Below are 24,338 nucleotides of genomic sequence, written 5' to 3'. Positions count from 1 at the left end.
AGGGCCCCGTACGAGATCCGTACGGGGCCCTGCACGAGATCAGCGCGATCTCACATCCCGGCGATCAGCTTCTCCACCCGGTCGTCCACCGACCGGAACGGGTCCTTGCAGAGCACGGTCCGCTGCGCCTGGTCGTTCAGCTTGAGGTGCACCCAGTCGACCGTGAAGTCCCGCCGCTGCTCCTGCGCCCGGCGGATGAAGTCGCCGCGCAGCCGCGCCCGTGTGGTCTGCGGGGGCACCGACTTGCCCTCGAAGATCTTGAGGTCGTTGCAGATCCGCGCCGCCTGCCCCTTGCGCTCCAGCAGGTAGTACAGCCCGCGCCGGCGGTGGATGTCGTGGTACGCGAGGTCTATCTGGGCCACGCGCGGGTTCGACATGGTCATGCCGTGCTTGGCCCGGTACCGCTCGATCAGCTGGTACTTCATGACCCAGTCGATCTCGGTCCCGATCCGGTCCAGGTCCTCCGCGTCGATCGCGTCGAGGGTGCGGCCCCACAGCTCCAGCACCTGGTCCACCGTGCCGGTACGGATACCCCGGCGCTCGGCGAAGTCCACGGCCTTGTCGTAGTACTCGCGCTGGATCTCCAGCGCCGAGGCCTCCCGGCCGCTCGCCAGGCGCACCTTGCGCTGGCCCGTGATGTCGTGGCTGACCTCGCGGATCGCCCGGATCGGGTTCTCCAGGGTCAGGTCCCGCATCACCGTGCCCGCCTCGATCATGCGCAGCACCAGGTCGGTGGCCCCGACCTTGAGCAGCATGGTCGTCTCGGACATGTTCGAGTCCCCGACGATCACGTGCAGACGGCGGTAGCGCTCGGCGTCCGCGTGCGGCTCGTCGCGGGTGTTGATGATCGGCCGCGACCGGGTCGTCGCGGAGCTGACGCCCTCCCAGATGTGCTCGGCCCGCTGGCTCACGCAGTAGACCGCGCTCCGGGGGGTCTGCAGCACCTTGCCCGCGCCGCAGATCAGCTGGCGCGTGACGAGGAACGGAATGAGGATGTCCGCCAGGCGGGAGAATTCCCCGTGCCGGGCCACCAGATAGTTCTCGTGGCAGCCGTACGAGTTGCCCGCCGAGTCGGTGTTGTTCTTGAAGAGATAGACGTCGCCCGCGATTCCCTCCTCGTGCAGGCGGCGTTCGGCGTCGACGAGCAGACCTTCGAGAATGCGCTCGCCTGCCTTGTCGTGCGTGACGAGTTCCGTCACGTTGTCGCATTCGGGAGTTGCGTATTCCGGATGCGAACCCACGTCGAGGTACAGGCGGGCGCCGTTCCGCAGGAAGACATTGCTGCTGCGGCCCCATGACACAACACGGCGGAAGAGGTAGCGCGCCACTTCGTCAGGAGACAGTCGGCGCTGTCCCCTGAACGTGCACGTGACGCCGTACTCGTTCTCCAGCCCGAAAATGCGGCGGTCCATGACTGAACATTACGCCTTCCGCACTGTTCTGAAACCGGGTTCGTGAACGCCGTTTCGATCAGTTGCCGACGAGCCGCTCCGCCGGACCGCCCGCCGGACCGCCCGCGGACCCCTCCACCGCGCCCCCGCCGACGCCTTCCCCGGCCATGGCCGGGGAGCCCGCCACCGTACGGGTCCGGCCCGGAGCGGCCATGACGCGCTGAGTGAGCGTCAGCACCAGCAGCGCCGACGCACCCGCGACACACGCCACGCCGAACCCGCTCGCCGAACCACCCAGTTCCACCGCCGGCCCCGCCGCGGCCGTACCGATCGCCGCGCCCACACCGAAGAACGTCACCAGCCACGAGAAGGCCTCCGTCACCGTCCCCACCGGAGCGTGACGGTCCACGACGATGAACGCGCACGCCAGCGCCGGCGCCAGGAACACGCCCGCCAGCGCCGCCAGCGCCGTCATCGCCACCGGCCCCGGAACCAGCACCAGCGGCAGGTAGCACACCGCCAACAGCGCCACGATCACCCGCAGCCGCCGCTCCGGCGCACCCGCCCACTGCCGCGCCCCGTAGAGCACCCCGCCGCCCAGCGCGCCCAGACCCAGCGCCGCCATCAGCCAGCCGTACACCGACTGGCCCCCGTGGTCGTCGGCGTACGCCACACCCGCCACCGTGATCGAACCCAGCGCCATGCCCACGAAGAAGAACGCACCCAGCAGCGCCCGCAGCCCCGTCGAGCGCAGCGCGCCCAGCCAGTGCGCCTCGCGCGGCTCCGAACGCCACCTCCGCGAAGGCTCGCTGAGCACCACGGACAGCGCCCCCAGGACACCGAGGGCATGGATCACCAGCAGCGCCCCGGCCGGATTCCACAGCGAGACGCACAGCGTCACCAGCAGCGGTCCGACCGTGTACATGATCTCCTGCGCCACCGCGTCCATCGCGTACGCGGCGTGCACCCGCTCCTCCTTGCCCCCGAGCACCGAGGGCCACAGCGCCCGCAGCCCGCCCTCCAGCGGCGGCACGAAGAATCCGCCGACGACCACGGCCCCGTACGCGGCCGCAGCCGACCCGGTGCCCGCGAACGCGAGCCACGCCATGCCCAGCGCCGAGAGCACCGCGGCCGGCAGCTGCACCCGCGGCTGCCCGAAGAGGTCCACGGCCCGCCCGAGAAGCGGCTGGCCCACCGCGTTCGCCACCCCGTAGACCGCGGCGAGCGCGCCCGCGAGGCTGTAGCTGCCGCCCTCCGCGCGCGTGAACAGCACGATCGCGATGGCCGCGGTGGCGTTCGGCAGCCGGCCGACGAGCGTGCCCGCCAGCAGCCTCGCGGCGTGCCGGGTCCTGAGCAGCTCCGCGTATCCCGCGGCCATGTCCGCCCCCTTCTGCCCGGAGTCCAGCCGGGAGTCAATCTAGTAATACGTATAACGTCGGAGGTCATACGTACCATGGCCACACCACGGGGGTCCAACCCGACCATCACCCCCACCCCCGCCGACCTCGTACAACAGGAGCACGGTGTGACGAGACCCACCAGCCGGGACGTGGCCACCGCCGCCGGGGTCTCGCAGGCCACCGTCTCCCTCGTCCTCGGCGACAAGTGGCGCGGCCGCGTCTCCGAACGCACCGCCGGCCTGGTCCGCGAAGCCGCCACCACCCTCGGCTACCGGCCCAACCTCGCCGCCCGCAGCCTCCGGCTCGGCTCCACCCGCACCGCCCTCCTCGTCGTCCCCGCCCTCACCAACGAGTTCTTCGCCCGCGTCTACACCGGCGCCGCCCGCATCGCCGCCGAACACGGCTTCGGCGTCGTCCTCTACCCCTCCCCCGACGGCACCGGCCCCGCCCGCGACCCCTTCGCCTCCGCCCGTGCCGCCCTCGACGGGGTCATCGCCTCCTCCATGGCCGCCCATGCCCTCGACGCCATCGGCGACGCCGAGCTCCCCCTCGTCATGCTCGACAGCGACCCCACCGCCACGCGCGCCGCCGCCCACGTCAACCTCGCCATGGCCGACGGCATGCGCCAGATCACCGAGCACCTCCTCGCCCTCGGCCACCGCCGCGTCCTCCACCTCGCCTCCGCCGTCGACTCCTGGACCTTCGACGTCCGCGCCGAAGCCCTGGCCGCCCTGCTGGGCCCCCACGCCGAGCTGCGCACCGTACGGGCCCCGCTCACCGTCGCCGACGCCCATACGGCCATGGAGGCGGTCCTCGCGGCCCCCGGGGGCCGGCCCACCGCCGTCGTCTGCGACGACGACATCCTGGCCGCCGGCGCCTGCAAGGCCGCCCGCCGCCTCGGCCTGCGCGTCCCCGAGGACCTCTCCGTCACCGGCTTCGACGACCTCGCCCTCGCCACCGCCGTCGAACCCGAGCTCACCACCGTCCACCTGCCCGCCGAACGCGTCGGCGAACAGGGCATGACCGCCCTCCTCGCCGTCCTGGACGGCACCCCCTGGACCGCCCCCGACCTCCCGGTCGACCTGATCGTCCGCGCCTCCACGGGCCCGGCCCCCGCCTGAAACGCGAAAGCGCCCCCGGCCGGTGGGCCGGGGGCGCCGTTCGCGCGTGGATCCCTACTCGGAATCGTCCTCGGGAGCCTCGTCGTTCGACACGGCGTCGGCCTGCACGGCCGCCGTGACGTCCGCCTCCAGCAGCCGCGACAGCTGCCTGCCCCGGATCCGCTTGAACTTCCGCTGCTGGGCCCGCGTCCGGTCCAGCACCGCGACCTCCAGCCGCTCGGCCGGGATCGTCTTGTCCGCGCCGTTCGCCTGGCTCGACAGGGCCTGCACCGCCAGCTTCAGCGCCTCGGACAGGGTCATCCCGTCCTGGTGGCGCTGGTCCAGGTACGTGCTGATCTGCTCGGCATTGCCGCCGACCGCGACCGAGCCGTGCTCGTCCACGATCGAACCGTCGTGCGGCAGCCGGTAGATCTGGTCGCCCGCGGCCGTCGCGCCGACCTCGGCCACGACCAGCTCCACCTCGTACGGCTTCTCGCCGGCGCTGGAGAAGATCGTGCCCAGCGTCTGCGCGTAGACGTTGGCCAGCCCACGGGCCGTCACATCGTCGCGGTCGTAGGTGTATCCGCGCAGATCGGCGTAGCGAACGCCGCCGATCCGCAGGTTCTCGTACTCGTTGTACTTGCCGGCGGCCGCGAAGCCGATCCGGTCGTAGATCTCGCTGAACTTGTGCAGCGCGCGGGACGGGTTCTCGCCGACGAACACGATGCCGTCGGCGTACTGCAGCACGACAAGGCTGCGACCGCGGGCGATGCCCTTCCGGGCGTATTCCGCCCGGTCGGCCATGGCCTGCTGGGGTGAGACGTAGAACGGAGTCGACACCGGTTATCCGTCCCTTTCTTCTGGGCGACGAGGAGGACTGGTCAGAGCAGGGCCGCGCGCGGCCCGTCGGGCTGCTCGAGCCGCCGGTCGGTGACGCTGCGGGCGAGTTCCTGCGACTGATCGTCCGTCAGCCTGCGGAATCCCTCGTCGGTGATGACGGTGACGATGGGGTAGATGTGGCGGTACAGGTCCGGCCCACCGGTCGCCGAGTCGTCGTCGGCGGCGTCGTACAGCGCCTGCACGACCAGCGTGGTGGCCTGCTCCTCCGTCAGATCGGGGCGGTAGAGCTTCTTCATGGAGCCCCGGGCGAAGATGGAGCCCGATCCGGTGGCCGCGTAGCCGTGCTCCTCGGAGCGGCCGCCGGTCACGTCGTAGGAGAAGATCCGGCCCTTCTCCTTGGCCTCGTCGTACCCGGCGAACAGCGGGACGACCGCCAGCCCCTGCATCGCCATGCCCAGATTGCTCCGGATCATGGTGGAGAGCCGGTTGGCCTTGCCCTCCAGGGAGAGGGTCGCCCCCTCCACCTTCTCGAAGTGCTCCAGCTCCAGCTGGAACAGCTTCACCATCTCCACGGCCAGGCCGGCCGTACCGGCGATGCCCACCGCGGAGTACTCGTCGGCGGGGAACACCTTCTCGATGTCCCGCTGCGCGATCATGTTCCCCATGGTCGCCCGCCGGTCACCGGCGAGCACGACCCCGCCGGGGAACGTGGTGGCGACGATGGTCGTCCCGTGAGGCGCCTCGACAATGCCGTCGGGCAGCTTCCGGTTCCCCGGCAGCATCTCGGGCGAGTGCGCCCCGAGGAAGTCCATGAAGGACGAGGACCCCGGCGTCAGGAAGGCTGCCGGCAGCCGCCCCGTGCTACGAGTGTTGGCTTCCACGCGTTCCCTCCAAATGAGCGGCGGCCCGACGCATGCGGTCGGGGTTGTCTTTCAACACGCCAAGACCTGAATTGCAGTTGAAGCAAAGTACGCCACGGACCCTACCCGCCCCACGGCGATGATCAACCTACGGGAGCGAACGCCCGACGCGGCTCCTGCTCACCGCATCGGGCGCGCGACGGCGCTCTGCTCCAACCTGGCCATTTCGCCCACCATTACCTTCGAATCGAAGGCAGAGGGGTCTTACTGACCACCCTTTTGAACGAAGGATCGCACGAAGTCCTCGGCATTCTCCTCGAGTACATCGTCAATCTCGTCAAGAACTGAGTCGACGTCGTCGGAGAGCTTTTCCTGGCGCTCCTTGAGGTCGGTCGATTCCTCGACCGCCGCCTCCTCGACCTCCTCGGTCGAGCGAGTCGCCTTCTGCTGTCCGCCGCCGGTGTCCTTGGTCGCCATGTCTACCTCACCCCGCTCGGTTCGCGCGCTCATGTCGAGAGACCCCGGGATCGGGATCTCTCAAGATCAGACCCTACGTCGGACCCTACAAGGAGGGTCCGGCATTCGTCCCCGCACTTTCATAACGTGCGGCTGCTTTCATGATTCCCGGAACGGTGACTTTTCAGCCCTCAGTTCCCGCTGAGTACCCGCACCAGGTCCTCCGCCGTGCGGCAGCGGTCCAGGAGCTCCTTCACGTGCTTGCGCGTACCCCGCAGGGGTTCCAGCGTCGGGACGCGCTGCAGCGAGTCACGGCCCGGGAGGTCGAAGATCACCGAGTCCCAGGAGGCCGCGGCCACGTCGTCCGCGTACTGCTCCAGGCACCGGCCCCGGAAGTACGCCCGGGTGTCCTCCGGCGGCTTGCCCTCCGCCCGCTCTACCGCCGACTCCTCCACCAGCCGCTTCATCTTGCCGCGGGCCACCAGGCGGTTGTAGAGGCCCTTCTCGGGCCGTACGTCCGCGTACTGCAGGTCCACCAGGTGGAGCCGGGCGGCGTCCCAGCCGAGCCCGTCCCGCCTCCGGTAGCCCTCCAGGATCTCGCGCTTCGCGATCCAGTCCAGCTCGCCCGACAGGCTCATCGGGTCGCTCTCCAGCCGGCCCAGCACGTCCTCCCAGCGGACCAGCACATCCTTGGTCTGCTCGTCCGCGTCGGAGCCGAAACGCTCGTCCACGTACTTCCTGGCCAGCTCGAAGTACTCCATCTGGAGTTGCACGGCGGTCAGCGTGCGGCCGCTGCGCAGCGTGATCAGGTGTTGCAGGTCGGGGTCGTGGGAGACCTGGTGCAGGGTCCGTACGGGCTGGTCCACGGCCAGGTCGACGTTGATGAAGGAGTCCTCGATCATCGAGAGGACGAGGGCGGTGGTGCCGAGCTTGAGGTACGTCGAGATCTCGGAGAGGTTGGCGTCGCCGATGATCACGTGCAGCCGGCGGTACTTCTCGGCGTCCGAGTGCGGCTCGTCGCGCGTGTTGATGATGGGCCGCTTGAGTGTCGTCTCCAGACCGACCTCGACCTCGAAGTAGTCCGCGCGCTGGCTGATCTGGAAGCCGTGCTCGCGGCCGTCCTGGCCGATCCCGACCCGTCCCGCGCCGGTCACGACCTGGCGGGAGACGAAGAAGGGGGTCAGGTGGCGCACGATCTCCGAGAAGGGGGTCTCCCGCTTCATCAGGTAGTTCTCGTGCGTGCCGTAGGAGGCGCCCTTGTTGTCGGTGTTGTTCTTGTAGAGGTGGATGGGCTGGGCACCGGGCAGCTGGGCGGCCCGGACGGCGGCCTCGGCCATGATCCGCTCGCCGGCCTTGTCCCAGAGGACGGCGTCGAGCGGATTGGTGATCTCCGGGGAGCTGTACTCGGGGTGCGCGTGGTCGACGTAGAGCCGTGCGCCGTTGGTCAGGATGACGTTGGCGAGGCCGATGTCCTCGTCGGTGAGCTGGCTGTTGTCGGCGGCCTCGCGGGCGAGGTCGAAGCCGCGGGCGTCCCGCAGCGGGTTCTCCTCCTCGAAGTCCCAGCGGGCGCGGCGCGCCCGGTGCATCGCCGCCGCGTAGGCGTTGACGATCTGGGACGAGGTGAGCATGGCATTGGCGTTCGGGTGCCCCGGGACGGAGATCCCGTACTCCGTCTCGATTCCCATTACTCGCCGTACGGTCATGCGGCCCTCCTTGCCCGGCGACGCTCCCGTTCGGGAGCGGCGCTCAAGTACCGCTGGTGCTCCGGTGCGTGTGCGGTGCCCGTCCCCGCACTGCGCGACCGGCGGTACGGAAGAGCCTAGAACCACTCCGCGCTGGTGGGGAGATCATTTCAGTCATTGACTTCACCCCGTCACCGGCTGAAAAGAGCAGTTGGTAAAGCAGTCGGCTGCGGGTGCCCGGGTAGGGCATCCGCAGCCGCCCTGTTCGATCAGAGGTACTGACCGGTGTTCGCCACCGTGTCGATGGAGCGTCCGGTGTCCGCGCCCTGCTTTCCGGTGACGAGCGTGCGGATGAATACGATCCGCTCGCCCTTCTTGCCGGAGATCCGGGCCCAGTCGTCCGGGTTGGTGGTGTTCGGAAGGTCCTCGTTCTCCTTGAACTCGTCCACGCAAGCCTGGAGGAGGTGGGAGACCCGGAGGCCCTTCTGGTTGTGTTCGAGGAAGGCCTTGATGGCCATCTTCTTGGCCCGGTCCACGATGTTCTGGATCATGGCGCCGGAGTTGAAGTCCTTGAAGTACAGGACCTCCTTGTCGCCGTTGGCGTACGTGACCTCGAGGAAGCGGTTTTCCTCGGTTTCGGCGTACATCTGCTCGACGACGGTCTGGATCATGCTGTGGACGGCGACCTCGGGCGAGCCGGAGTGCTCGGTGAGGTCGTCGGTGTGGAGCGGCAGCGAGGCCTTGAGGTACTTGGCGAAGATGTCCTTCGCCGCTTCGGCGTCGGGGCGCTCGATCTTGATCTTCACGTCGAGCCGGCCGGGGCGCAGGATGGCCGGGTCGATCATGTCCTCGCGGTTGGAGGCGCCGATCACGATGACGTTCTCCAGGCCCTCCACACCGTCGATCTCGGCGAGCAGCTGGGGGACGATGGTGTTCTCCACGTCCGAGCTGACTCCGGATCCGCGGGTGCGGAAGAGGGATTCCATCTCGTCGAAGAAGACGATGACGGGGGTGCCCTCGCTGGCCTTCTCACGAGCACGCTGGAAGACGAGGCGGATGTGCCGCTCGGTCTCGCCGACGTACTTGTTGAGGAGTTCGGGGCCCTTGATGTTCAGGAAGTAGGACTTGCCCTGGGCCTGTCCGGTCACCTCGGCGACCTTCTTGGCAAGGGAGTTGGCCACTGCCTTGGCGATGAGCGTCTTGCCGCAGCCGGGAGGGCCGTAGAGCAGGATGCCCTTCGGGGGCCGCAGTTCGTGTTCCTTGAAGAGGTCGGGGTAGAGGTACGGGAGCTCGACCGCGTCGCGGATCAGCTCGATCTGGTCGCCCAGGCCGCCGATCTTGTCGTAGTCGATGTCCGGGACCTCTTCGAGGACCAGGTCCTCGACCTCGCTCTTGGGGACGACCTCGTAGACGTAGCCGGAGCGGGGCTCGAGCAGGAGGGCGTCGCCGGGGCGGATGGTGATGTCCAGGAGCGGCTCGGCGAGCCTCACCACCCTTTCCTCGTCGGTGTGCCCGACCACCAGGGCGCGCTCGCCGTCCTCGAGGATCTCCTTGAGGGTGACGATGTCCCCGGCCCGTTCGAACTCCATGGCCTCGACCACGTTGAGGGCCTCGTTGAGCATGACCTCCTGGCCGCGCCGGAGGTCTTCCGGTTCGACGCTGGGGCTGACGTTCACGCGGAGCTTTCGGCCGCCGGTGAAGATGTCGACGGTGCCGTCTTCGTTCGCCTGAAGGAAGACACCGAAGCCGGCCGGCGGCTGCGCGAGCCGGTCGACTTCCTCCTTGAGTGCGATGATCTGGTCGCGGGCCTCACGGAGCGTATTTGCCAGTCGCTCGTTTTGCGCGGAGACGCCGGCCAGGTTTGTCTGGAGCTCGACGATCCGCTCTTCGAGAATCCTCGTGTGTCGCGGAGAGTCGGCGAGCTTACGTCGCAGGACGGCGATTTCCTGCTCGAGATAGGCAACCTGACCGGCGGGGTCCTCAGACCCTCGCCCCGGCCGGATGCCGCGGTTGATGTCGTCGTCGTGGGCTGCCACGGTCCTCACCTCCTCCAAGGGGAGCTGGACGCTTCCTGACCCTACCTGGGCTGGTGGTGATTGAAACCCCTAGATCACAAAGACGGTAGAGGTGTGTCCGATCTTCACCCTTGCGTACTCCCTCACGCCAAGGAAATACCCACCCATCAACATCGGAAAGCGGCCGGTTGTAAGGTCGAACTGTTCAACACCCGTCAGGGCTCGCGCGACTTGCCGCGGCTTGTGGCGGAAACGGATCACTGAGCACAGGGAACGGCAGGAGATATGACCGTGCAGCAGGAGGCTCCCACGGGTGGTGCCGGGCAGGCCGGCGAGCCGCTCGAGGTCTGGATCGACCAGGACCTGTGCACCGGTGACGGCATCTGTGTGCAGTACGCGCCGGAGGTGTTCGAGCTGGACATCGACGGTCTGGCGTACGTGAAGAGCTCCGAGGACGAGCTTCTGGTGGACGCGGGAGCGACGACTCCGGTTCCCCTCACGCTCCTGCAGGACGTGGTGGACTCGGCGAAGGAATGCCCGGGCGACTGCATCCACGTAAGGCGCGTTTCGGACAGGGTCGAGGTCTACGGCCCCGACGCGGAGTGACGGTTCAAACACTTCTGGCGTCTGAGTTCGTCAGCTCCTGGCGGAATTTTCCGCCGCTCCAGCGCCACTTGGCGAGCTGTTTCACGTCGGGGCTGTAGCGGGGCACCTGGGGCGAGGAGTAACCGAGGAGGCTGGCGGTGACGACTCCGTCGCGCACGGTGAGCTCGGTGGCGGTCTGCCTCTTCCCGGCCTCCAGCAGGGTGGCCACGACCCTGGGCGTCGAGCCCGGCGCCTTGTCCTGGGCCAGTACGTAGATCGCGTGGGGCGGGGTGCCGGATCCGGCGTCGCAGCGCACGGCGACCACGGTCTCGGGGCGGCCGTCGCCGTCGAGGTCGCCCTGGGCGGTGGCCGTGACGGCCGTCGGGAGGCCCTTGCAGTCCAGCGGGTACGTGACCGCGGCCGGGTCGGGGGCGGTCGCCTGCGGGCCGCTCGCGGGGGCCGCCTCAGGGCCGGCGTGGCCGGTGGCGGAGGCGTCCGGCTGGACGAGTCCCGCGGCGGCTATGACGGCGGCCATGGCGGTGGCCGTGGCGAGCCAGTGCAGGGGCCTGGCGCTGCTGTGGCCCAGGAATTCCGGTGTCGGCGTCAGCTCGGCGGGGCGGTGCGGCACGCGGGGTGTCTCCTGTGCGAAGGGTGACGGGGAGCCAGCATCGTGCCACACCTCACACCGGGGCGGAACGGCCGGGTCCGTGTCGGCTGGGACCGGTATGGGGAGCCACTGGTGGGACAACGAAAAGGCGCTGTGGCGCAGTTCCCGGATCGTCCGGGGAACTGCGCCACAGCGCCTTGGTGTTGGCTGGGCCGGGCGGCCTCGCCGCCGGCTATGCGGAGCGGTCGCTGCCGGGTCCGTCGTAGTCCTCGCCGTAGGCGCCCTTGGCGGGGCGGCGGCGGCGCATGGGCGGCTCGACGCCGTCGGCGAGGCGGCGGGCGGTGACGAGGAAGCCGGTGTGGCCGATCATCCGGTGGTCCGGGCGGACGGCCAGGCCCTCGACGTGCCAGTTGCGGATCATCGATTCCCACGGCTGCGGCTCGGCGAAGCAGCCGATCTCGCGGATGGACTCGACGGTCTTGGAGAGCTGGGTGGTGGTGGCCACGTAGCAGCACAGGATGCCGCCGGGGACCAGCGCCTTGGAGACGGCCTCCAGGCACTCCCAGGGGGCGAGCATGTCGAGGATCACGCGGTCGACGTCCGTGTCGGACAGGTTGTCCTGGAGGTCGCCGACGGTCAGCTGCCAGGCCGGGTGGGGGCCGCCGAAGTAGCGTTCCACGTTGGCGGTGGCGATCTCGGCGAAGTCCGCGCGGCGCTCGTAGCTGTGGAGCATGCCCTGGTCGCCGATGGCGCGCAGCAGGAAGCTGCTCAGGGAGCCGGATCCCACCCCCGCCTCCACGACGCGGGCGCCGGGGAAGATGTCGGCGAAGGCCAGGATCTGGCCCGCGTCCTTGGGGTAGACCACGGCGGCGCCGCGGGGCATGGACAGGACATAGTCGGGGAGCAGGGGACGCAGCGCGAGATAGGCGACGTTGCCCGTGGTACGGACGACGCTTCCCTCGGGGGAGCCGATCAGCTCGTCGTGCGGGAAGGAACCCTTGTGGGTGTGGAAATTCTTCCCGGCTTCGAGCGTGAACGTGTAGTGGCGGCCCTTGGGGTCGGTGAGCTGAACCTGGTCCCCGACCTCGAAGGGCCCGCGTCGGCGGGCGGCACCGGTCGGTTCGGACATGTGACCAGTGTATTGGCTTCAGGACTGGGGCCGCGCCATGGCCTTCACGAAGGCCTTCTCGACGTCGAGGGTGGACAGGACGCCGTAGATCTCCCCGGAGGGTTCGAGGACGAGGTACTCGGTGGCGGGGGTGGCCCTGAGGTGGTCGAGGAGCTCCTCGCCGGAGAGTTCGGCCGAGACCTTCATGCCGTCGGTGAGCTCCTGGGCGAGGGTGCTCACGGCGACCCAGGGGCGGCGGTGTTCGGGGACGGAGGCGATGGCGCTCTCGCGGACGATGGACAGCGGATCGCCGTGGCCGTCCACGACGACGATGGCGCGGGCTCCGTGGGCGTTGGCCCGGCGCAGGGCCTCCGAGAGCGGGGTGGCGTTCTCGACGGGGACGGCGCGCCGGGTGAGGGTGCGGGCGCGCAGTCCGGGGAGGCGTTCGCGCAGGCGGGCCATGCGCAGGCTGTTGCCGGCGCCGGTCCAGATGATGGCGGCGAGGATCGCGGCGAGCAGGGCGTCCATGACGGTGTTCATGCCGGTCGACTCGACGGCACCCGCGCCCGTGCCCAGGATGCCGGTGTGGGTGATCATCGGGAGTCCGATGAGGACGGCGACGGCGAGGCCCCGGCCGACCCAGGCGGCGGCGACGGTGCCCGTCATGGGCTTGCCCGTGATGCCCCAGATGACGGCGCGCAGCATGCGGCCCCCGTCGAGGGGGAGGCCGGGGAGCAGGTTGAACGCGGCGACGAGCAGGTTGGAGATCATCAGGCCGGCGAGCAGGACGCCGGGGACGGTGGCCGGGTCGACGAGCTCCATGCCGAGGTAGAAGGCGCCGGCGAGGAGGATCGACAGGAGGGGGCCGACGAAGGCGAGGACGAATTCGCGGCCGGGGGTCTCGGACTCCTTCTCGATCTCGGAGACGCCGCCGAAGAACTGGAGCTGGATCCGGCGCACGGGCAGTTTGAAGCGCAGCGCGGCGACGGTGTGGGCGAGTTCGTGGACGAGGACCGAGGCGTAGAAGGCGACGGCGAAGAAGAGGGAGACGAGGTAGCGGGCCGGGCCGAGGTCGGGCAGGACGCGGTCGAGCTGGTCGCCGAAGACCCAGGTGATGAGAGCGGCGACGAGGAACCAGCTGGGCGAGACGTAGACGGGCACGCCGAAGGGGCGGCCCATGAGGATGCCGCCGCCCGGTCCGGAGCGCTTGTCTGCGCGCTCGCCGGTTTCGTCGGTGTCTGCCACGGCTGTCCTTCGTTCGGTGCTGTCCGGCGGGTTGCGGCCGGCGGTGCTTTCAGTGTGGTGCAGGTGCACGTTCGGTGCGGGGCGGGGTTCCGGTAGCGCGGTGTGATGCTCCGATCATGCAGTGCGAGGGTGCTCGTCGTCGATGGTATGCGCGCGCTGTCGGTGGCGGGTCGTAGGGTTTTGTCCATGACGACGAGCCCCGGTCCGGTTCCTGGCGCAGCCGATGCCGACGCAGCGCCGCGCGCTGTGGCGCCCTCTTCGCTCTCCCCTTCGCGGGCGAGCGATTTCATGCAGTGCCCGCTGCTGTACCGGTTCCGGGTGATCGACAAGCTGCCGGAGAAGCCGAGTGCGGCGGCGACGCGGGGCACGCTGGTGCACGCGGTGCTGGAGCGGCTCTTCGACCACCCGGCGGTGGAGCGGACGGCGCCGCGGGCGAAGGCGCTGATCCCGGGGCAGTGGGACCGGCTGCTGGAGTCGAAGCCGGAGCTGGTGGAGCTGTTCCCGGAGGCGGACGAGGGGGCGGGGCTGGCGCGCTGGCTGACGGAGGCCGAGGCGCTGGTGGAGCGGTGGTTCACGCTGGAGGACCCGACGCGGCTGGAGCCGGTGGAGCGGGAGTTCTTCGTGGAGACGGAGCTGGAGTCGGGGCTGCGGCTGCGCGGGATCATCGACCGGGTGGACGTGGCGCCGTCGGGCGAGGTGCGGATCGTCGACTACAAGACGGGCAAGGCGCCGCGGCCGGAGTACGCCGAGGGCGCCCTGTTCCAGATGAAGTTCTACGCGCTGGTGGTGTGGCGGCTGAAGCAGGTCGTGCCGCGGCGGCTGCAGCTGGTGTACCTGGGCAGTGGGGACGTGCTGACGTACGACCCGGTGATCGCCGATCTGGAGCGGGTGGAGCGCAAGCTGCTGGCGCTGTGGGACGCGATCAAGGAGGCGACGGAGACGGGTGACTGGCGCCCGCGGCCGACGAAGCTGTGCGGCTGGTGCGATCACCAGGCGGTGTGTCCGGAGTTCGGCGGGACTCCCCCGGTCTATCCGCTGGTGATCGCCCCGAGGCCCGGGGCCGGGACCGAGCCTGGGGCCGGGGCCGGGGCCGCGGAATCCTGAGGGGCCGGCCAGGGCAGAATGGGCGGCGTCCGTCGATGCCGCCGTACGAATACGAGGTACCCCACCGTGGCGATCCGCGTCCTACTGGTCGACGACCAGCCGCTGCTGCGCACCGGCTTCCGGATGATCCTGGAGGCCGAGCAGGACCTGGCGGTCGTCGGCGAGGCCGGGGACGGTCTGCAGGCTCTGGACCAGGTACGGGCGCTGCAGCCCGACGTGGTGCTGATGGACATCCGGATGCCCCGGATGGACGGGGTGGAGGCGACCCGGCAGATCACGGGTCCGGGCCGGGACGGCCCGGCGAAGGTGCTCGTGCTGACCACGTTCGACCTGGACGAGTACGTGGTGGAGGCGCTGCGGGCGGGGGCGAGCGGGTTCCTGCTGAAGGACGCGCCGGCCGTCGAGCTGGTGCAGGCGATCCGGGTGGTCGCGGGCGGTGAGGCGATGCTGGCGCCGAGCATCACGCGGCGGCTGCTGGACAAGTACGCGGGCCATCTGCCGTCGGGCGAGGAGAGCCTGCCGGACACGCTGGGCACGCTGACCGAGCGCGAGGTCGAGGTGCTGAAGCTGGTGGCGCGCGGCCTGTCGAACGCGGAGATCGCGGCGGACCTGTTCGTCAGCGAGACGACGGTGAAGACGCATGTGGGGCACGTGCTGACGAAGCTCGGCCTGCGCGACCGGGTCCAGGCGGCGGTGTACGCGTACGAGAGCGGTCTGGTGCGGCCGGGCGCCGGGGCGTAGCACCGCCCGAGACGGCCGAAGGGGCCGGCGGCCGCATCGTGCGGCTGCCGGCCCCTTCGCCGTACCGGGTCGGGTCAGCCCTTGCTGATCTCCCAGAAGCGGAAGACGGTGGAGGCGTCCAGCGACCACTGCAGGCCGGTCACGTTCTGGCGGGTGACGGCGTACTGCTTGCTCTGCCAGAGCGGGAGCAGCGGGATCTCGTCGGCGACGATGTCCTGCAGCCGGTTGTAGTCCGTGTTGGCTGCGGTGCGGTCGGACTTGGCGGCGGTCGACGGGATGATCGTCCCGCTGATCTCCTTGTTGTCGTAGTTGTTGTGCACGACGTTGTCCGGGCCGAAGAACGGCTGGGTGAAGCTGTCGGCGTCGGGGTAGTCGGGGACCCAGCCCTTGACGTACACGCCGTACTTGCCGTCCTGGATGTCCTTCTGGTACTGCGTGAACTCGACGGACTTGACGTCGGCCTCGAAGAGTCCGCTCTCGTTGAGCTGCTTGGCGATGAGCTGGAACTGCTGGTCCGTGGAGGCGCCGTTGCGGGTCGTCGTCGAGTACAGGGTGATCTTCACCTTGTCCTTGATGCCGGCGGCGCGCAGGACGGCCTCGGCCTTCTTCGGCTGCGGGCTGCCGCCGTAGCGGTCGAAGAAGGCGGTGTTGTGGGAGGCGATGCCTGCCGGGACGATCGAGTAGAGGGAGGTCGTGGTGCCGTCGTAGACCTCCTTGACGATCGCTTCGCGGTCCACGAGGTAGGCCATGGCCTTGCGGATCGGGAGCTTGCCGGCGATCGGGTCGTTCATGTTGAAGACGAGGTGCTCGACTTCGGCGCCGGTGCCCTGGACGACCTCGACCTTGTTGTCGCCGGTCTTGGTGGAGGACATGGCGGCGATGTCCTTGGCGGCGAGGCCGCGGAAGGCGAAGTCGACGTCGCCGCCTTCCAGGACCTTCTTCAGGGCGGCCTGGTCGCCGTTGAAGAACTTGAGCGTGACGCCGGTGTTCTTCGCCTTGGCCTTGCCGCTGTAGTTCTCGTTGACGGAGAACCCGGCGCTCTTGTCGTTGAAGGAGTCCAGCTTGTAGACGCCCGAGCCGACGGCCTTGTTGTCGGTGCGGAGCTTGTCAGCCGGGTACTCGCTGTGGTCGACGATGGAGCCCGCGCCCGAGGCGATCTTGCTGGGGAAGGTCGCGTCGGAGGTCTTGAGGCGGAAGACGACGGTCTTGTCGTCGGGGGTGTCGATGCCGGCGATCGACGAGAGCATCACGGCGGGGCCGTTGTCGTCGTTGATCTTCAGCGTGCGCTCGAAGGAGTACTTGACGTCCTTGGAGGTGAGCGCGTGGCCGTTGCTGAACTTCAGGCCGGCGCGCAGGGTGCACTTGTAGAGCTTGCTGTCGCCGCCCTCGAAGTTGCAGCTCTGCGCGGCGTCGGGCTCCGGCGTGGTGCCGCCGCCCTTGGGGAAGGCCAGCAGGGACTGGAAGACGTTGTTGAAGAGCAGCCAGGACCCGGCGTCGTAGCCGGAGGCGGGGTCGGTGGACCGTACCCGGTCGGATATGCCCATGACCACGCCCTTGCCGCCGCCGTCGGCGGTGGGGCTGCCGGTCGAACCGCAACCGCTGAGCAGTGCGGCGGCGGTGGCCGCGCCGAGCGGGGCCGCAAGCCACTGGTTACGTCTCATCACGCGAACGTCCTTCACAGTCAGTCGAACTGTTTCGTTGCGCCGGCCTGCGACACCCGCCGCCGGTACTGCCGGTACTGCCGGTACTGCCGGTACTGCCGGTCTCAGCCGCTGACGCCGCGGCCGAGTTCCCACAGCTGGAGGTCGGAGATGGCGTTGACCGACCACTCCACTCCGGTGATCCCGTCGCGTGCGGCGACGTACTGCTTGCCCTGCCACAGGGGCAGGACGGGCACGTCCTCGGCGACGATGTCCTGCATCTCCGTGATCGCGGGGACGGCGACGTTGCGGTCGACGGCGCGCCGGGATTCGGGGATGAGCTTGGTGCGCACCGCGGCGTTGGCGTACGGCGTGCCCAGGAAGTTGTCCTGCTCCAGGAACGGGGCGAGGAAGTTGTCGGCGTCCGGGTAGTCGGGGAACCAGCCGAGCCCGTAGGCGGCGTAGTCGCCCTTCTTCTGCGCGGGCCGGAAGTCGGACCAGTCGGAGCCCTGGACGGTGACGTCGAACAGCTGGGTGGAGTTCAGCTGGTTCTTCAGGGTCTCGAACTCGGTGGCCGTGCCGTCGCCGTAGTGGTCCTTGGCGTAGTTCAGCGTCAGCTTGACCGGGGTCTTGATCCCGGCGGCCTTCAGCAGGTCGGCGGCCTTCGCGGTGTTGGCCTCGCCGTACTTGTTGAAGAAGGAGTTGACGTGGCCGGGCACGGAGGAGGGGACCAGCGAGTACAGAGGCTGCGCGGACTTGCCGTAGACCTTGTCGATGATCGCGTTGCGGTCGACGGCGGCGGCGAGGGCCTGGCGTACGGCCTTGTCCTTGACGGCCGGGGCATCGGTGTTGAAGCCGATGTAGCGGATCTCCAGGCCGGGCATCGGGACCAGCTTGACGCCCTTGGGCGGCTTGGCGGCGAACTCGGTGATCTGGGCGGGCGACAGGGTGCGCGAGACCATGTGGACGGATCCGGCGGTGAGGGCCTTGCCCATGGCCGCGGAGTCGCCGAAGGTGCGCAGCTCGACCTTGTCGTTCTGCAGCTTCAAGTCGCCCTTGTAGTTGGGGTTCTTGGTGAAGACGGCCCGGACGACGTGGTTGTCCTTGACCTCGGCCTTCATCGTGTACGGGCCGGATCCGTCGACGGCGAAGCCCTCGCGGAGCTTCTTCGCGTCGTAGTTCTTCTCGCTGACGATGCCGGCGGCCGGGGTGGAGAGCTTGTACGGGAAGGTCGCGTCCGGGGTCTTCAGGTGGAAGACGACGGTGTCCGCGGACTTCACCTCGACGGTGTCGAGGGTGGAGAGCAGCGAGGAGGGGCCGTTCTCGTCCTTGATGGCGAGGACGCGGTCGATGGAGAACTTGACGTCCTTGGCCGTGAGGGGCTCGCCGCTCGCGAACTTGAGGCCGGAGCGCAGGGTGCAGCGGTAGCTCTCGTTGCCCGTGTCGGTGAAGCGGCAGTCGGAGGCCGCTTCGGGGACGGGCTGGCCGCCGCCGCGGGGGGTGTGCATCAGCGTCTGGACGGTCTGCCGCAGGATGTTCCAGGCACCGGCGTCGTAGGCGTAGGCCGGGTCGAACGGTGCGGGGGCGTAGTCGGCCGCCTCGAACCGGTCGGTGGTTCCGACGACGATCACTCCGGATCCCGCTCCGCCTCCGCTCGTGCTGCCGCAGGCGGCGAGCGTGGGGGTGAGCAGTCCGGCCGCGGCCGTCAGCACCAGGGTCTTGCGGTTCATGCTGGAAGTACTCCCTTGACCGGCACTTGCTCAAAGCGGCGTAAAGGGCACTTCGCGGCGGTCGCCCGTTCAGGGCGGAACGATCGGGCCGGTGTTGTGACGATCGGTCCACGCGGTTCCGGCACATGGGTGTGCGTCCGGGACGGCAGAGGTGCGGCGTAGTGCCCGCGTCGACATTAGTGGTCTGGGAGGGGATGGCTTGAACTGGCAGGACTTGGGGCGTAATCGCACGGTGATGGGTGCGGACTGCCTGTCTATGTCCCGGTCATCGCAGATTCGGTCAGGAGCTGATCAATCCGGACACAAGGGCAGGTTTCCAAGCCCCCGGACAGGTCCGTCGGGGGCTTGGCGGGTGACAAAGGTCACCTGTTAAAACTGCCACGGAAAGGATGGAATTTCAGCCTCCAGGCCATGGAACGGAAGATCCTTCCGTGGGACCTCGGTCACACCACGATTCCGTTCGGCACTGAGCGTATGCGATCAGTTCATCGGAGTGATGAGGGAGCGCAGGAACGGAAGGTCCACTTCCTCCAGCGAGCGGACGATGGTGCGGCCGGGCGCGGGCGCGATGGTGCCGACGGAGGGCACGGCCACGACCCGGCAGCCGGCGGCCTCGGCGGAGGCCACGCCCGTCGCGGTGTCCTCGATGACCGCGCAGCGCGAGGGGTGCGCGCCGAGGGTGCGGGCCGCGAGCAGGTACGGGTCGGGGTGCGGCTTCGTACGGGCCACCTCGTCGCCGGCCACGCTCAGCGCGAACCGCTCGGGGCCCAGGGTGCGCAGCACCCGGTCGATGACGCTGCGGTGCGAGGCGGAGACGAGGGCGGTGGGCACGTTGTGCAGGGCCAGCTCGGCCAGCAGCCGCTCGGCGCCGGGCATCAGCGGGACCTGATCGGCGATCCGTGCCTCGAATCGCTCGTTCAGCAGGACGCTCAGCTCCGAAAGGGTGATGGCGGCGCCGGTGGACTCGATGAGGAAGGCGGCGCTGCGCGTCATCGGCCCGCCGACGACGACATCGTGCCAGGACTCCTCCAGCCGGTGGCCGAGCTCGCCGAAGACGTCCACCTCGATCTCCCACCAGAAGCCCTCGGTGTCGACGAGGGTGCCGTCCATGTCCAGCAGCACCGCCTGCAGGGCATGCCCGTCGGCCGTACGGGCGACGGACGCGGGAACGGTGCTGGTCATCCGGCACACACCTCTCTCAGGGGACGAGAAGGCCGGCCGCCTCTTCCCCGCGGGCATGACCCGGGGAACAGGCGGCCGGCCTGTATGGGACCGACAAGTGTACGTCGGTCCGCGTCAGCGTGCGTTGAAATACTTCGCTTCGGGGTGGTGGATGACGATCGCGTCGGTGGACTGCTCCGGGTGGAGCTGGAACTCCTCGGAGAGGTGGACGCCGATCCGCTCCGGCCGGAGGAGGTCGGCGATCTTGGCGCGGTCCTCCAGGTCGGGGCAGGCCCCGTAGCCCAGCGAGAAGCGCGCGCCGCGGTACTTCAGGTCGAACATGTCCTCCACGGCGGCCGGGTCCTCGCCGCCGAAGCCGAGCTCGGCTCGGACGCGGGCGTGCCAGTACTCGGCCATGGCCTCGGCGAGCTGGACCGACAGGCCGTGCAGCTCCAGGTACTCGCGGTACGAGTCGGACTCGAACAGCTTGGCCGTGGCCTCGCCGATCCTGGACCCGACGGTGACCACCTGGAGGCCGACCACGTCGGTCTCGCCGGACTCCTCCGGGCGGAAGAAGTCGGCCAGGCACAGGCGCCGGCCGCGGCGCTGGCGCGGGAAGGTGAAGCGGGTCCGCTCGTTCCCGTCGTCGTCGAGGATGATCAGGTCCTCGCCCTTGGAGACGCAGGGGAAGTACCCGTAGACCACCGCGGCCTCGAGCAGGTTCTCGGTGTGCAGCTTGTCGAGGAGGCCGCGCAGCCGCGGCCGGCCCTCGCCCTCCACGAGCTCCTCGTACGTGGCCCCGCCGGCGCGGGCCTGCTTGAGGCCCCACTGGCCCTTGAACAGCGCGCCCTCGTCCAGCCAGGAGGCGTAGTCCTTCAGCGGGATGCCCTTGACCACGCGGGTGCCCCAGAACGGCGGGGTGGGGACCGGGTTGTCGACGGCGACGTCGGAGCGGCCGCCCTTCTCCTCGGGCTCCTCGACCTGGAGGGCGGGCGTGTCCCGCTTGGCGACGCGGCGCTGCTTGAGCTCGGGCAGGGAGGCGCCGGGCACGCCGCGCTTGACGGCGATCAGGGCGTCCATCAGGCGCAGGCCCTCGAACGCGTCGCGGGCGTAGCGGACCTCGCCCTCGTAGATCTCGTGGAGGTCCTGTTCGACATAGGCGCGGGTGAGGGCGGCGCCGCCGAGGATCACCGGGTAGTCGGCCGCCAGCTTGCGCTGGTTGAGCTCCTCCAGGTTCTCCTTCATGATCACGGTCGACTTCACGAGCAGGCCGGACATGCCGATGACGTCGGCCTTGTGCTCCTGCGCGGCTTCGAGGATCGCGGAGACCGGCTGCTTGATGCCGATGTTCACGACGTTGTAGCCGTTGTTGGTGAGGATGATGTCGACGAGGTTCTTGCCGATGTCGTGGACGTCGCCGCGGACGGTGGCGAGCACGATGGTGCCCTTGCCCTCGTCGTCGGTCTTCTCCATGTGCGGTTCGAGGAAGGCGACCGCGGTCTTCATGACCTCGGCGGACTGGAGCACGAAGGGCAGCTGCATCTGGCCGGAGCCGAAGAGCTCGCCGACGACCTTCATGCCCTCCAGGAGGGTGTCGTTGACGATGTCGAGGGCGGGGCGGGTCTGCAGGGCCTCGTCGAGGTCGGCCTCCAGGCCGTTCTTCTCGCCGTCGATGATGCGGCGCTGGAGCCGCTCGTCGAGCGGGAGCGCCATGAGCTCCTCGGCGCGGCCGGCCTTGAGGGACTTGGTGTTGACGCCCTCGAAGAGGGCCATCAGCTTCTGGAGCGGGTCGTAGTCCTCGGCGCGCCGGTCGTAGACCAGGTCGAGGGCGGTGGTGACCTGCTCCTCGTCGAAGCGCGCGATGGGCAGGATCTTGGAGGCGTGGACGATCGCCGAGTCCAGGCCGGCCTTGACGCACTCGTCGAGGAAGACCGAGTTCAGCAGGACGCGGGCGGCCGGGTTCAGGCCGAAGGAGATGTTGGACAGGCCGAGCGTGGTCTGGACGTCGGGGTGGCGGCGCTTGAGCTCGCGGATCGACTCGATCGTCGCGATGCCGTCCTTGCGGGATTCCTCCTGGCCGGTGCAGATGGTGAAGGTCAGCGTGTCGATGAGGATGTCCGACTCGTTGATGCCCCAGTTGCCGGTCAGGTCGCCGATCAGGCGCTCGGCGATGGCGACCTTGTGTTCGACGGTACGGGCCTGGCCCTCCTCGTCGATGGTCAGCGCGATCAGCGCGGCGCCGTGCTCGCGGGCCAGCCGGGTGACCTTCGCGAAGCGGGAGTCGGGGCCGTCGCCGTCCTCGTAGTTCACCGAGTTGATGACGGCGCGGCCGCCCAGCTTCTCCAGGCCCGCCTGGAGCACGGGGACCTCGGTGGAGTCCAGGACGATCGGCAGCGTCGAGGCCGTGGCGAAGCGGCCGGCGAGCTCCTTCATGTCGGCGACGCCGTCGCGGCCGACGTAGTCCACGCAGAGGTCGAGCATGTGCGCGCCCTCGCGGATCTGGTCGCGGGCCATCTCGACGCAGTCGTCCCAGCGGGCGTCGAGCATGGCCTCGCGGAACTTCTTCGAGCCGTTCGCGTTCGTCCGCTCGCCGATCGCCATGTACGCGGTGTCCTGGCGGAACGGGACGGTCTGGTAGAGCGAGGACGCGCCCGGCTCCGGGCGGGGCTCGCGGACGGCCGGGCTGAGCCCGCGGACCCGCTCGACGACCTGGCGCAGGTGCTCCGGCGTCGTGCCGCAGCAGCCGCCGACGAGGGAGAGCCCGTACTCGCGGACGAAGGTCTCCTGGGCGTCGGCGAGCTCGGGGGCGGACAGCGGGTAGTGCGCGCCGTTCTTGCCGAGGACGGGCAGGCCGGCGTTGGGCATGCAGGAGAGCGGGATGCGCGCGTTGCGGGCCAGGTAGCGCAGGTGCTCGCTCATCTCGGCGGGGCCGGTGGCGCAGTTCAGGCCGATCATGTCGATGCCGAGCGGCTCCAGCGCGGTGAGCGCGGCGCCGATCTCGGAGCCCAGCAGCATGGTGCCGGTGGTCTCGACGGTGACGGAGCAGATCAGCGGGACGGAGACGCCGAGTGCCTCCATGGCGCGGCGGGCGCCGATGACGGAGGACTTGGTCTGCAGGAGGTCCTGGGTGGTCTCGACGAGCAGGGCGTCGGCCCCGCCGGAGATCAGGCCCTCGGCGTTGACCTGGTAGGCGTCGCGGATCGTCGCGTAGTCGATGTGGCCCAGGGTGGGAAGCTTGGTGCCGGGGCCCATGGAGCCGAGGACCCAGCGCTGCTGTCCGGTCCGGGCGGTGTACTCGTCGGCGACCTCGCGGGCGATGCGGGCTCCGGACTCCGACAGCTCGAAGTTGCGTTCGGGGATGTCGTACTCGGCGAGCGCCGCGAAGTTCGCACCGAAGGTGTTGGTCTCGACGCAGTCCACACCCACCGCGAAGTACGCGTCGTGGACGGAGCGCACGATGTCGGGGCGGGTGGCGTTCAGCACCTCGTTGCAGCCTTCGAGCTGCTGGAAGTCCTCCATGGAGGGGTCCTGCGCCTGGAGCATCGTTCCCATGGCTCCGTCGGCGACGACCACGCGGGTCGCGAGCGCCTCCCGGAGGGCATCGGCCCGGGTCTGGGTGTCAGCGGGCGGGTTCGGCAACGAGGCCATGGTTGTGCTCCCTGGGATGCGACGGCTGTCGGCTTTGCACCCTCGCTGTGTCAAGGGTGCACGCGGTCAGGGTAACCGCGCAGCACCTGCCCCGGTGAGGCTGTCCCACGTGGCGGACTGCATTCTGTGCGCGGGGGTCTACCAGGGGTGTCCTGGTCGACGGAGGCTTGAACAGTTGCCCAACCATGCGGAAGGTCGGCATGGGCCGGTACTGTTCGGCATTGTCGAACTACGTCAGCAGGAGGCTGCGCGATGGCACGGAACATCCAGTCGCTCGAACGAGCCGCTGCGATGCTGCGACTCCTGGCGGGCGGCGAGCGCCGGCTGGGCCTCTCGGACGTGGCCAGTTCCCTGGGCCTGGCCAAGGGCACGGCCCACGGGATCCTGCGCACGCTGCAGGCCGAGGGCTTCGTGGAGCAGGACCCCGCCTCGGGCCGCTACCAGCTGGGCGCGGAGCTGCTGCGCCTGGGCAACAGCTATCTGGACGTCCACGAGCTGCGCGCCCGCGCGCTGGTCTGGACGGATGATCTGGCCCGGGCGAGCGGCGAGAGCGTGTACGTGGGCGTGCTCCACAAGAGCGGGGTGCTGATCATGCACCACGTGTTCCGCCCGGACGACAGCCGCCAGGTGCTGGAGGTGGGGGCGATGCAGCCGCTGCACTCGACGGCGCTGGGCAAGGTGCTCTCCGCGTACGACCCCGTCGCCCATACGGAGGTGATGGAGGCGGACCGCGAGGCGTTCACGCCCCGGACGGTCACCGACGGCGCGGGCTTCGAGGAGATCCTCGACCTGACCCGGGCGCGCGGCTGGGCCGCGGACGTCGAGGAGACGTGGGACGGCATCGCCTCGGTGGCGGCGCCGATCCACGACCGGCGCCGGATGCCGGTGGGCGCGGTGGCGGTCGCGGGGGCCGTGGAGCGGGTGTGCGGGGAGTCCGGGGAGCCCCGTGCGAGCCTCGTGGCGTCCGTACGGGACTGTGCGCGTGCTGTTTCACGCGATCTCGGCGCGGGCCGGTTCTAGACCCC

Annotated in this window: 19 protein-coding genes and 1 pseudogene; 5 read left to right on the top strand and 15 right to left on the bottom strand. The window is 69.4% G+C overall.

Features of this window, described 5'->3' with window-relative positions:
• Window positions 1-50: 50 nt before the first annotated feature.
• Window positions 51-1,412, bottom strand: coding sequence for a Pup--protein ligase (gene pafA / locus ACFXGI_RS04495; RefSeq protein WP_384703128.1), 1,362 nt, complete (start codon window positions 1,410-1,412; stop codon window positions 51-53).
• Window positions 1,413-1,470: 58 nt separating this feature from the next.
• A complete protein-coding gene (locus tag ACFXGI_RS04490; RefSeq protein ID WP_384703125.1) occupies window positions 1,471-2,769 on the bottom strand; it encodes an MFS transporter in 1,299 nt (432 codons plus the stop codon).
• Window positions 2,770-2,916: 147 nt separating this feature from the next.
• Between ACFXGI_RS04490 and ACFXGI_RS04485 the strand changes: the two genes are divergently transcribed.
• Window positions 2,917-3,912: a LacI family DNA-binding transcriptional regulator gene (locus tag ACFXGI_RS04485; RefSeq protein ID WP_384703122.1), complete on the top strand. Its 996-nt coding sequence runs from the start codon at window positions 2,917-2,919 to the stop codon at window positions 3,910-3,912.
• A gap of 54 nt (window positions 3,913-3,966) precedes the next feature.
• Here the strand turns inward: ACFXGI_RS04485 and prcA are convergent, their stop codons facing one another.
• From prcA to arc, 6 genes and pseudogenes are all read right to left on the bottom strand, one after another.
• Complete coding sequence (prcA, locus tag ACFXGI_RS04480) at window positions 3,967-4,731, bottom strand: proteasome subunit alpha (RefSeq protein WP_030157191.1); 765 nt, start codon at window positions 4,729-4,731, stop codon at window positions 3,967-3,969.
• 41 nt (window positions 4,732-4,772) lie between these two features.
• On the bottom strand, window positions 4,773-5,612 hold the full coding sequence (prcB, locus tag ACFXGI_RS04475) for a proteasome subunit beta (protein WP_384703118.1): 840 nt from the start codon (window positions 5,610-5,612) through the stop codon (window positions 4,773-4,775).
• A pseudogene (locus ACFXGI_RS04470) lies at window positions 5,564-5,739 on the bottom strand (endonuclease domain-containing protein); the annotation flags it as partial. The gene prcB and the pseudogene ACFXGI_RS04470, both read right to left, overlap by 49 nt.
• 116 nt (window positions 5,740-5,855) lie before the next feature.
• Window positions 5,856-6,068, bottom strand: coding sequence for a ubiquitin-like protein Pup (locus ACFXGI_RS04465; RefSeq protein WP_030016348.1), 213 nt, complete (start codon window positions 6,066-6,068; stop codon window positions 5,856-5,858).
• A 170-nt stretch (window positions 6,069-6,238) separates the two neighbouring features.
• Window positions 6,239-7,750 carry a depupylase/deamidase Dop gene (gene dop / locus ACFXGI_RS04460; RefSeq protein ID WP_030860265.1) on the bottom strand — a complete coding sequence of 504 codons (1,512 nt, stop codon included), beginning with the start codon at window positions 7,748-7,750 and terminating at the stop codon, window positions 6,239-6,241.
• Between the two features lie 248 nt (window positions 7,751-7,998).
• Entirely contained in the window at window positions 7,999-9,765 is a 1,767-nt protein-coding gene (arc, locus tag ACFXGI_RS04455) for a proteasome ATPase (RefSeq protein WP_030860268.1), read from the bottom strand.
• Window positions 9,766-10,029: 264 nt separating this feature from the next.
• Here arc and ACFXGI_RS04450 point away from each other — a divergent pair, with 264 nt between their 5' ends.
• Window positions 10,030-10,350, top strand: coding sequence for a ferredoxin (locus ACFXGI_RS04450; protein WP_384703113.1), 321 nt, complete (start codon window positions 10,030-10,032; stop codon window positions 10,348-10,350).
• A 4-nt stretch (window positions 10,351-10,354) separates the two neighbouring features.
• Here ACFXGI_RS04450 and ACFXGI_RS04445 read toward each other — a convergent pair whose 3' ends face one another.
• From ACFXGI_RS04445 to ACFXGI_RS04435, 3 genes are all read right to left on the bottom strand, one after another.
• Window positions 10,355-10,957: a hypothetical protein gene (locus ACFXGI_RS04445; protein ID WP_384703110.1), complete on the bottom strand. Its 603-nt coding sequence runs from the start codon at window positions 10,955-10,957 to the stop codon at window positions 10,355-10,357.
• A gap of 211 nt (window positions 10,958-11,168) precedes the next feature.
• The gene (locus ACFXGI_RS04440) at window positions 11,169-12,065 is read right to left on the bottom strand and encodes a tRNA (adenine-N1)-methyltransferase (RefSeq protein ID WP_030157179.1); all 897 of its coding nucleotides are present in this window, start codon (window positions 12,063-12,065) and stop codon (window positions 11,169-11,171) included.
• Between the two features lie 18 nt (window positions 12,066-12,083).
• The gene (locus ACFXGI_RS04435) at window positions 12,084-13,289 is read right to left on the bottom strand and encodes a site-2 protease family protein (protein ID WP_384703107.1); all 1,206 of its coding nucleotides are present in this window, start codon (window positions 13,287-13,289) and stop codon (window positions 12,084-12,086) included.
• Window positions 13,290-13,475: 186 nt separating this feature from the next.
• On the opposite strand from ACFXGI_RS04435, the gene ACFXGI_RS04430 reads away from it, so the two are divergent.
• Both ACFXGI_RS04430 and ACFXGI_RS04425 read left to right on the top strand, forming a co-directional pair.
• Window positions 13,476-14,393, top strand: coding sequence for a RecB family exonuclease (locus ACFXGI_RS04430; protein WP_384703104.1), 918 nt, complete (start codon window positions 13,476-13,478; stop codon window positions 14,391-14,393).
• A gap of 66 nt (window positions 14,394-14,459) precedes the next feature.
• A complete protein-coding gene (locus ACFXGI_RS04425) occupies window positions 14,460-15,134 on the top strand; it encodes a response regulator transcription factor (protein ID WP_053688739.1) in 675 nt (224 codons plus the stop codon).
• 74 nt (window positions 15,135-15,208) lie between these two features.
• Here ACFXGI_RS04425 and ACFXGI_RS04420 read toward each other — a convergent pair whose 3' ends face one another.
• From ACFXGI_RS04420 to metH, 4 genes are all read right to left on the bottom strand, one after another.
• On the bottom strand, window positions 15,209-16,795 hold the full coding sequence (locus tag ACFXGI_RS04420; protein WP_384703101.1) for an ABC transporter substrate-binding protein: 1,587 nt from the start codon (window positions 16,793-16,795) through the stop codon (window positions 15,209-15,211).
• A gap of 104 nt (window positions 16,796-16,899) precedes the next feature.
• On the bottom strand, window positions 16,900-18,504 hold the full coding sequence (locus ACFXGI_RS04415) for an ABC transporter substrate-binding protein (protein ID WP_384703099.1): 1,605 nt from the start codon (window positions 18,502-18,504) through the stop codon (window positions 16,900-16,902).
• A gap of 480 nt (window positions 18,505-18,984) precedes the next feature.
• Window positions 18,985-19,686, bottom strand: coding sequence for an HAD family hydrolase (locus ACFXGI_RS04410; RefSeq protein WP_384703096.1), 702 nt, complete (start codon window positions 19,684-19,686; stop codon window positions 18,985-18,987).
• 114 nt (window positions 19,687-19,800) lie between these two features.
• Entirely contained in the window at window positions 19,801-23,313 is a 3,513-nt protein-coding gene (gene metH / locus ACFXGI_RS04405; RefSeq protein ID WP_384703093.1) for a methionine synthase, read from the bottom strand.
• A gap of 252 nt (window positions 23,314-23,565) precedes the next feature.
• Here metH and ACFXGI_RS04400 point away from each other — a divergent pair, with 252 nt between their 5' ends.
• Window positions 23,566-24,333: an IclR family transcriptional regulator gene (locus ACFXGI_RS04400; RefSeq protein ID WP_384703090.1), complete on the top strand. Its 768-nt coding sequence runs from the start codon at window positions 23,566-23,568 to the stop codon at window positions 24,331-24,333.
• Window positions 24,334-24,338 lie beyond the last annotated feature (5 nt).

The organism is Streptomyces sp. NPDC059355 (assembly GCF_042752335.1).
Taxonomy (GTDB): Bacteria; Actinomycetota; Actinomycetes; order Streptomycetales; family Streptomycetaceae; genus Streptomyces.
This window is presented reverse-complemented; position numbering and strand designations above follow the sequence as displayed.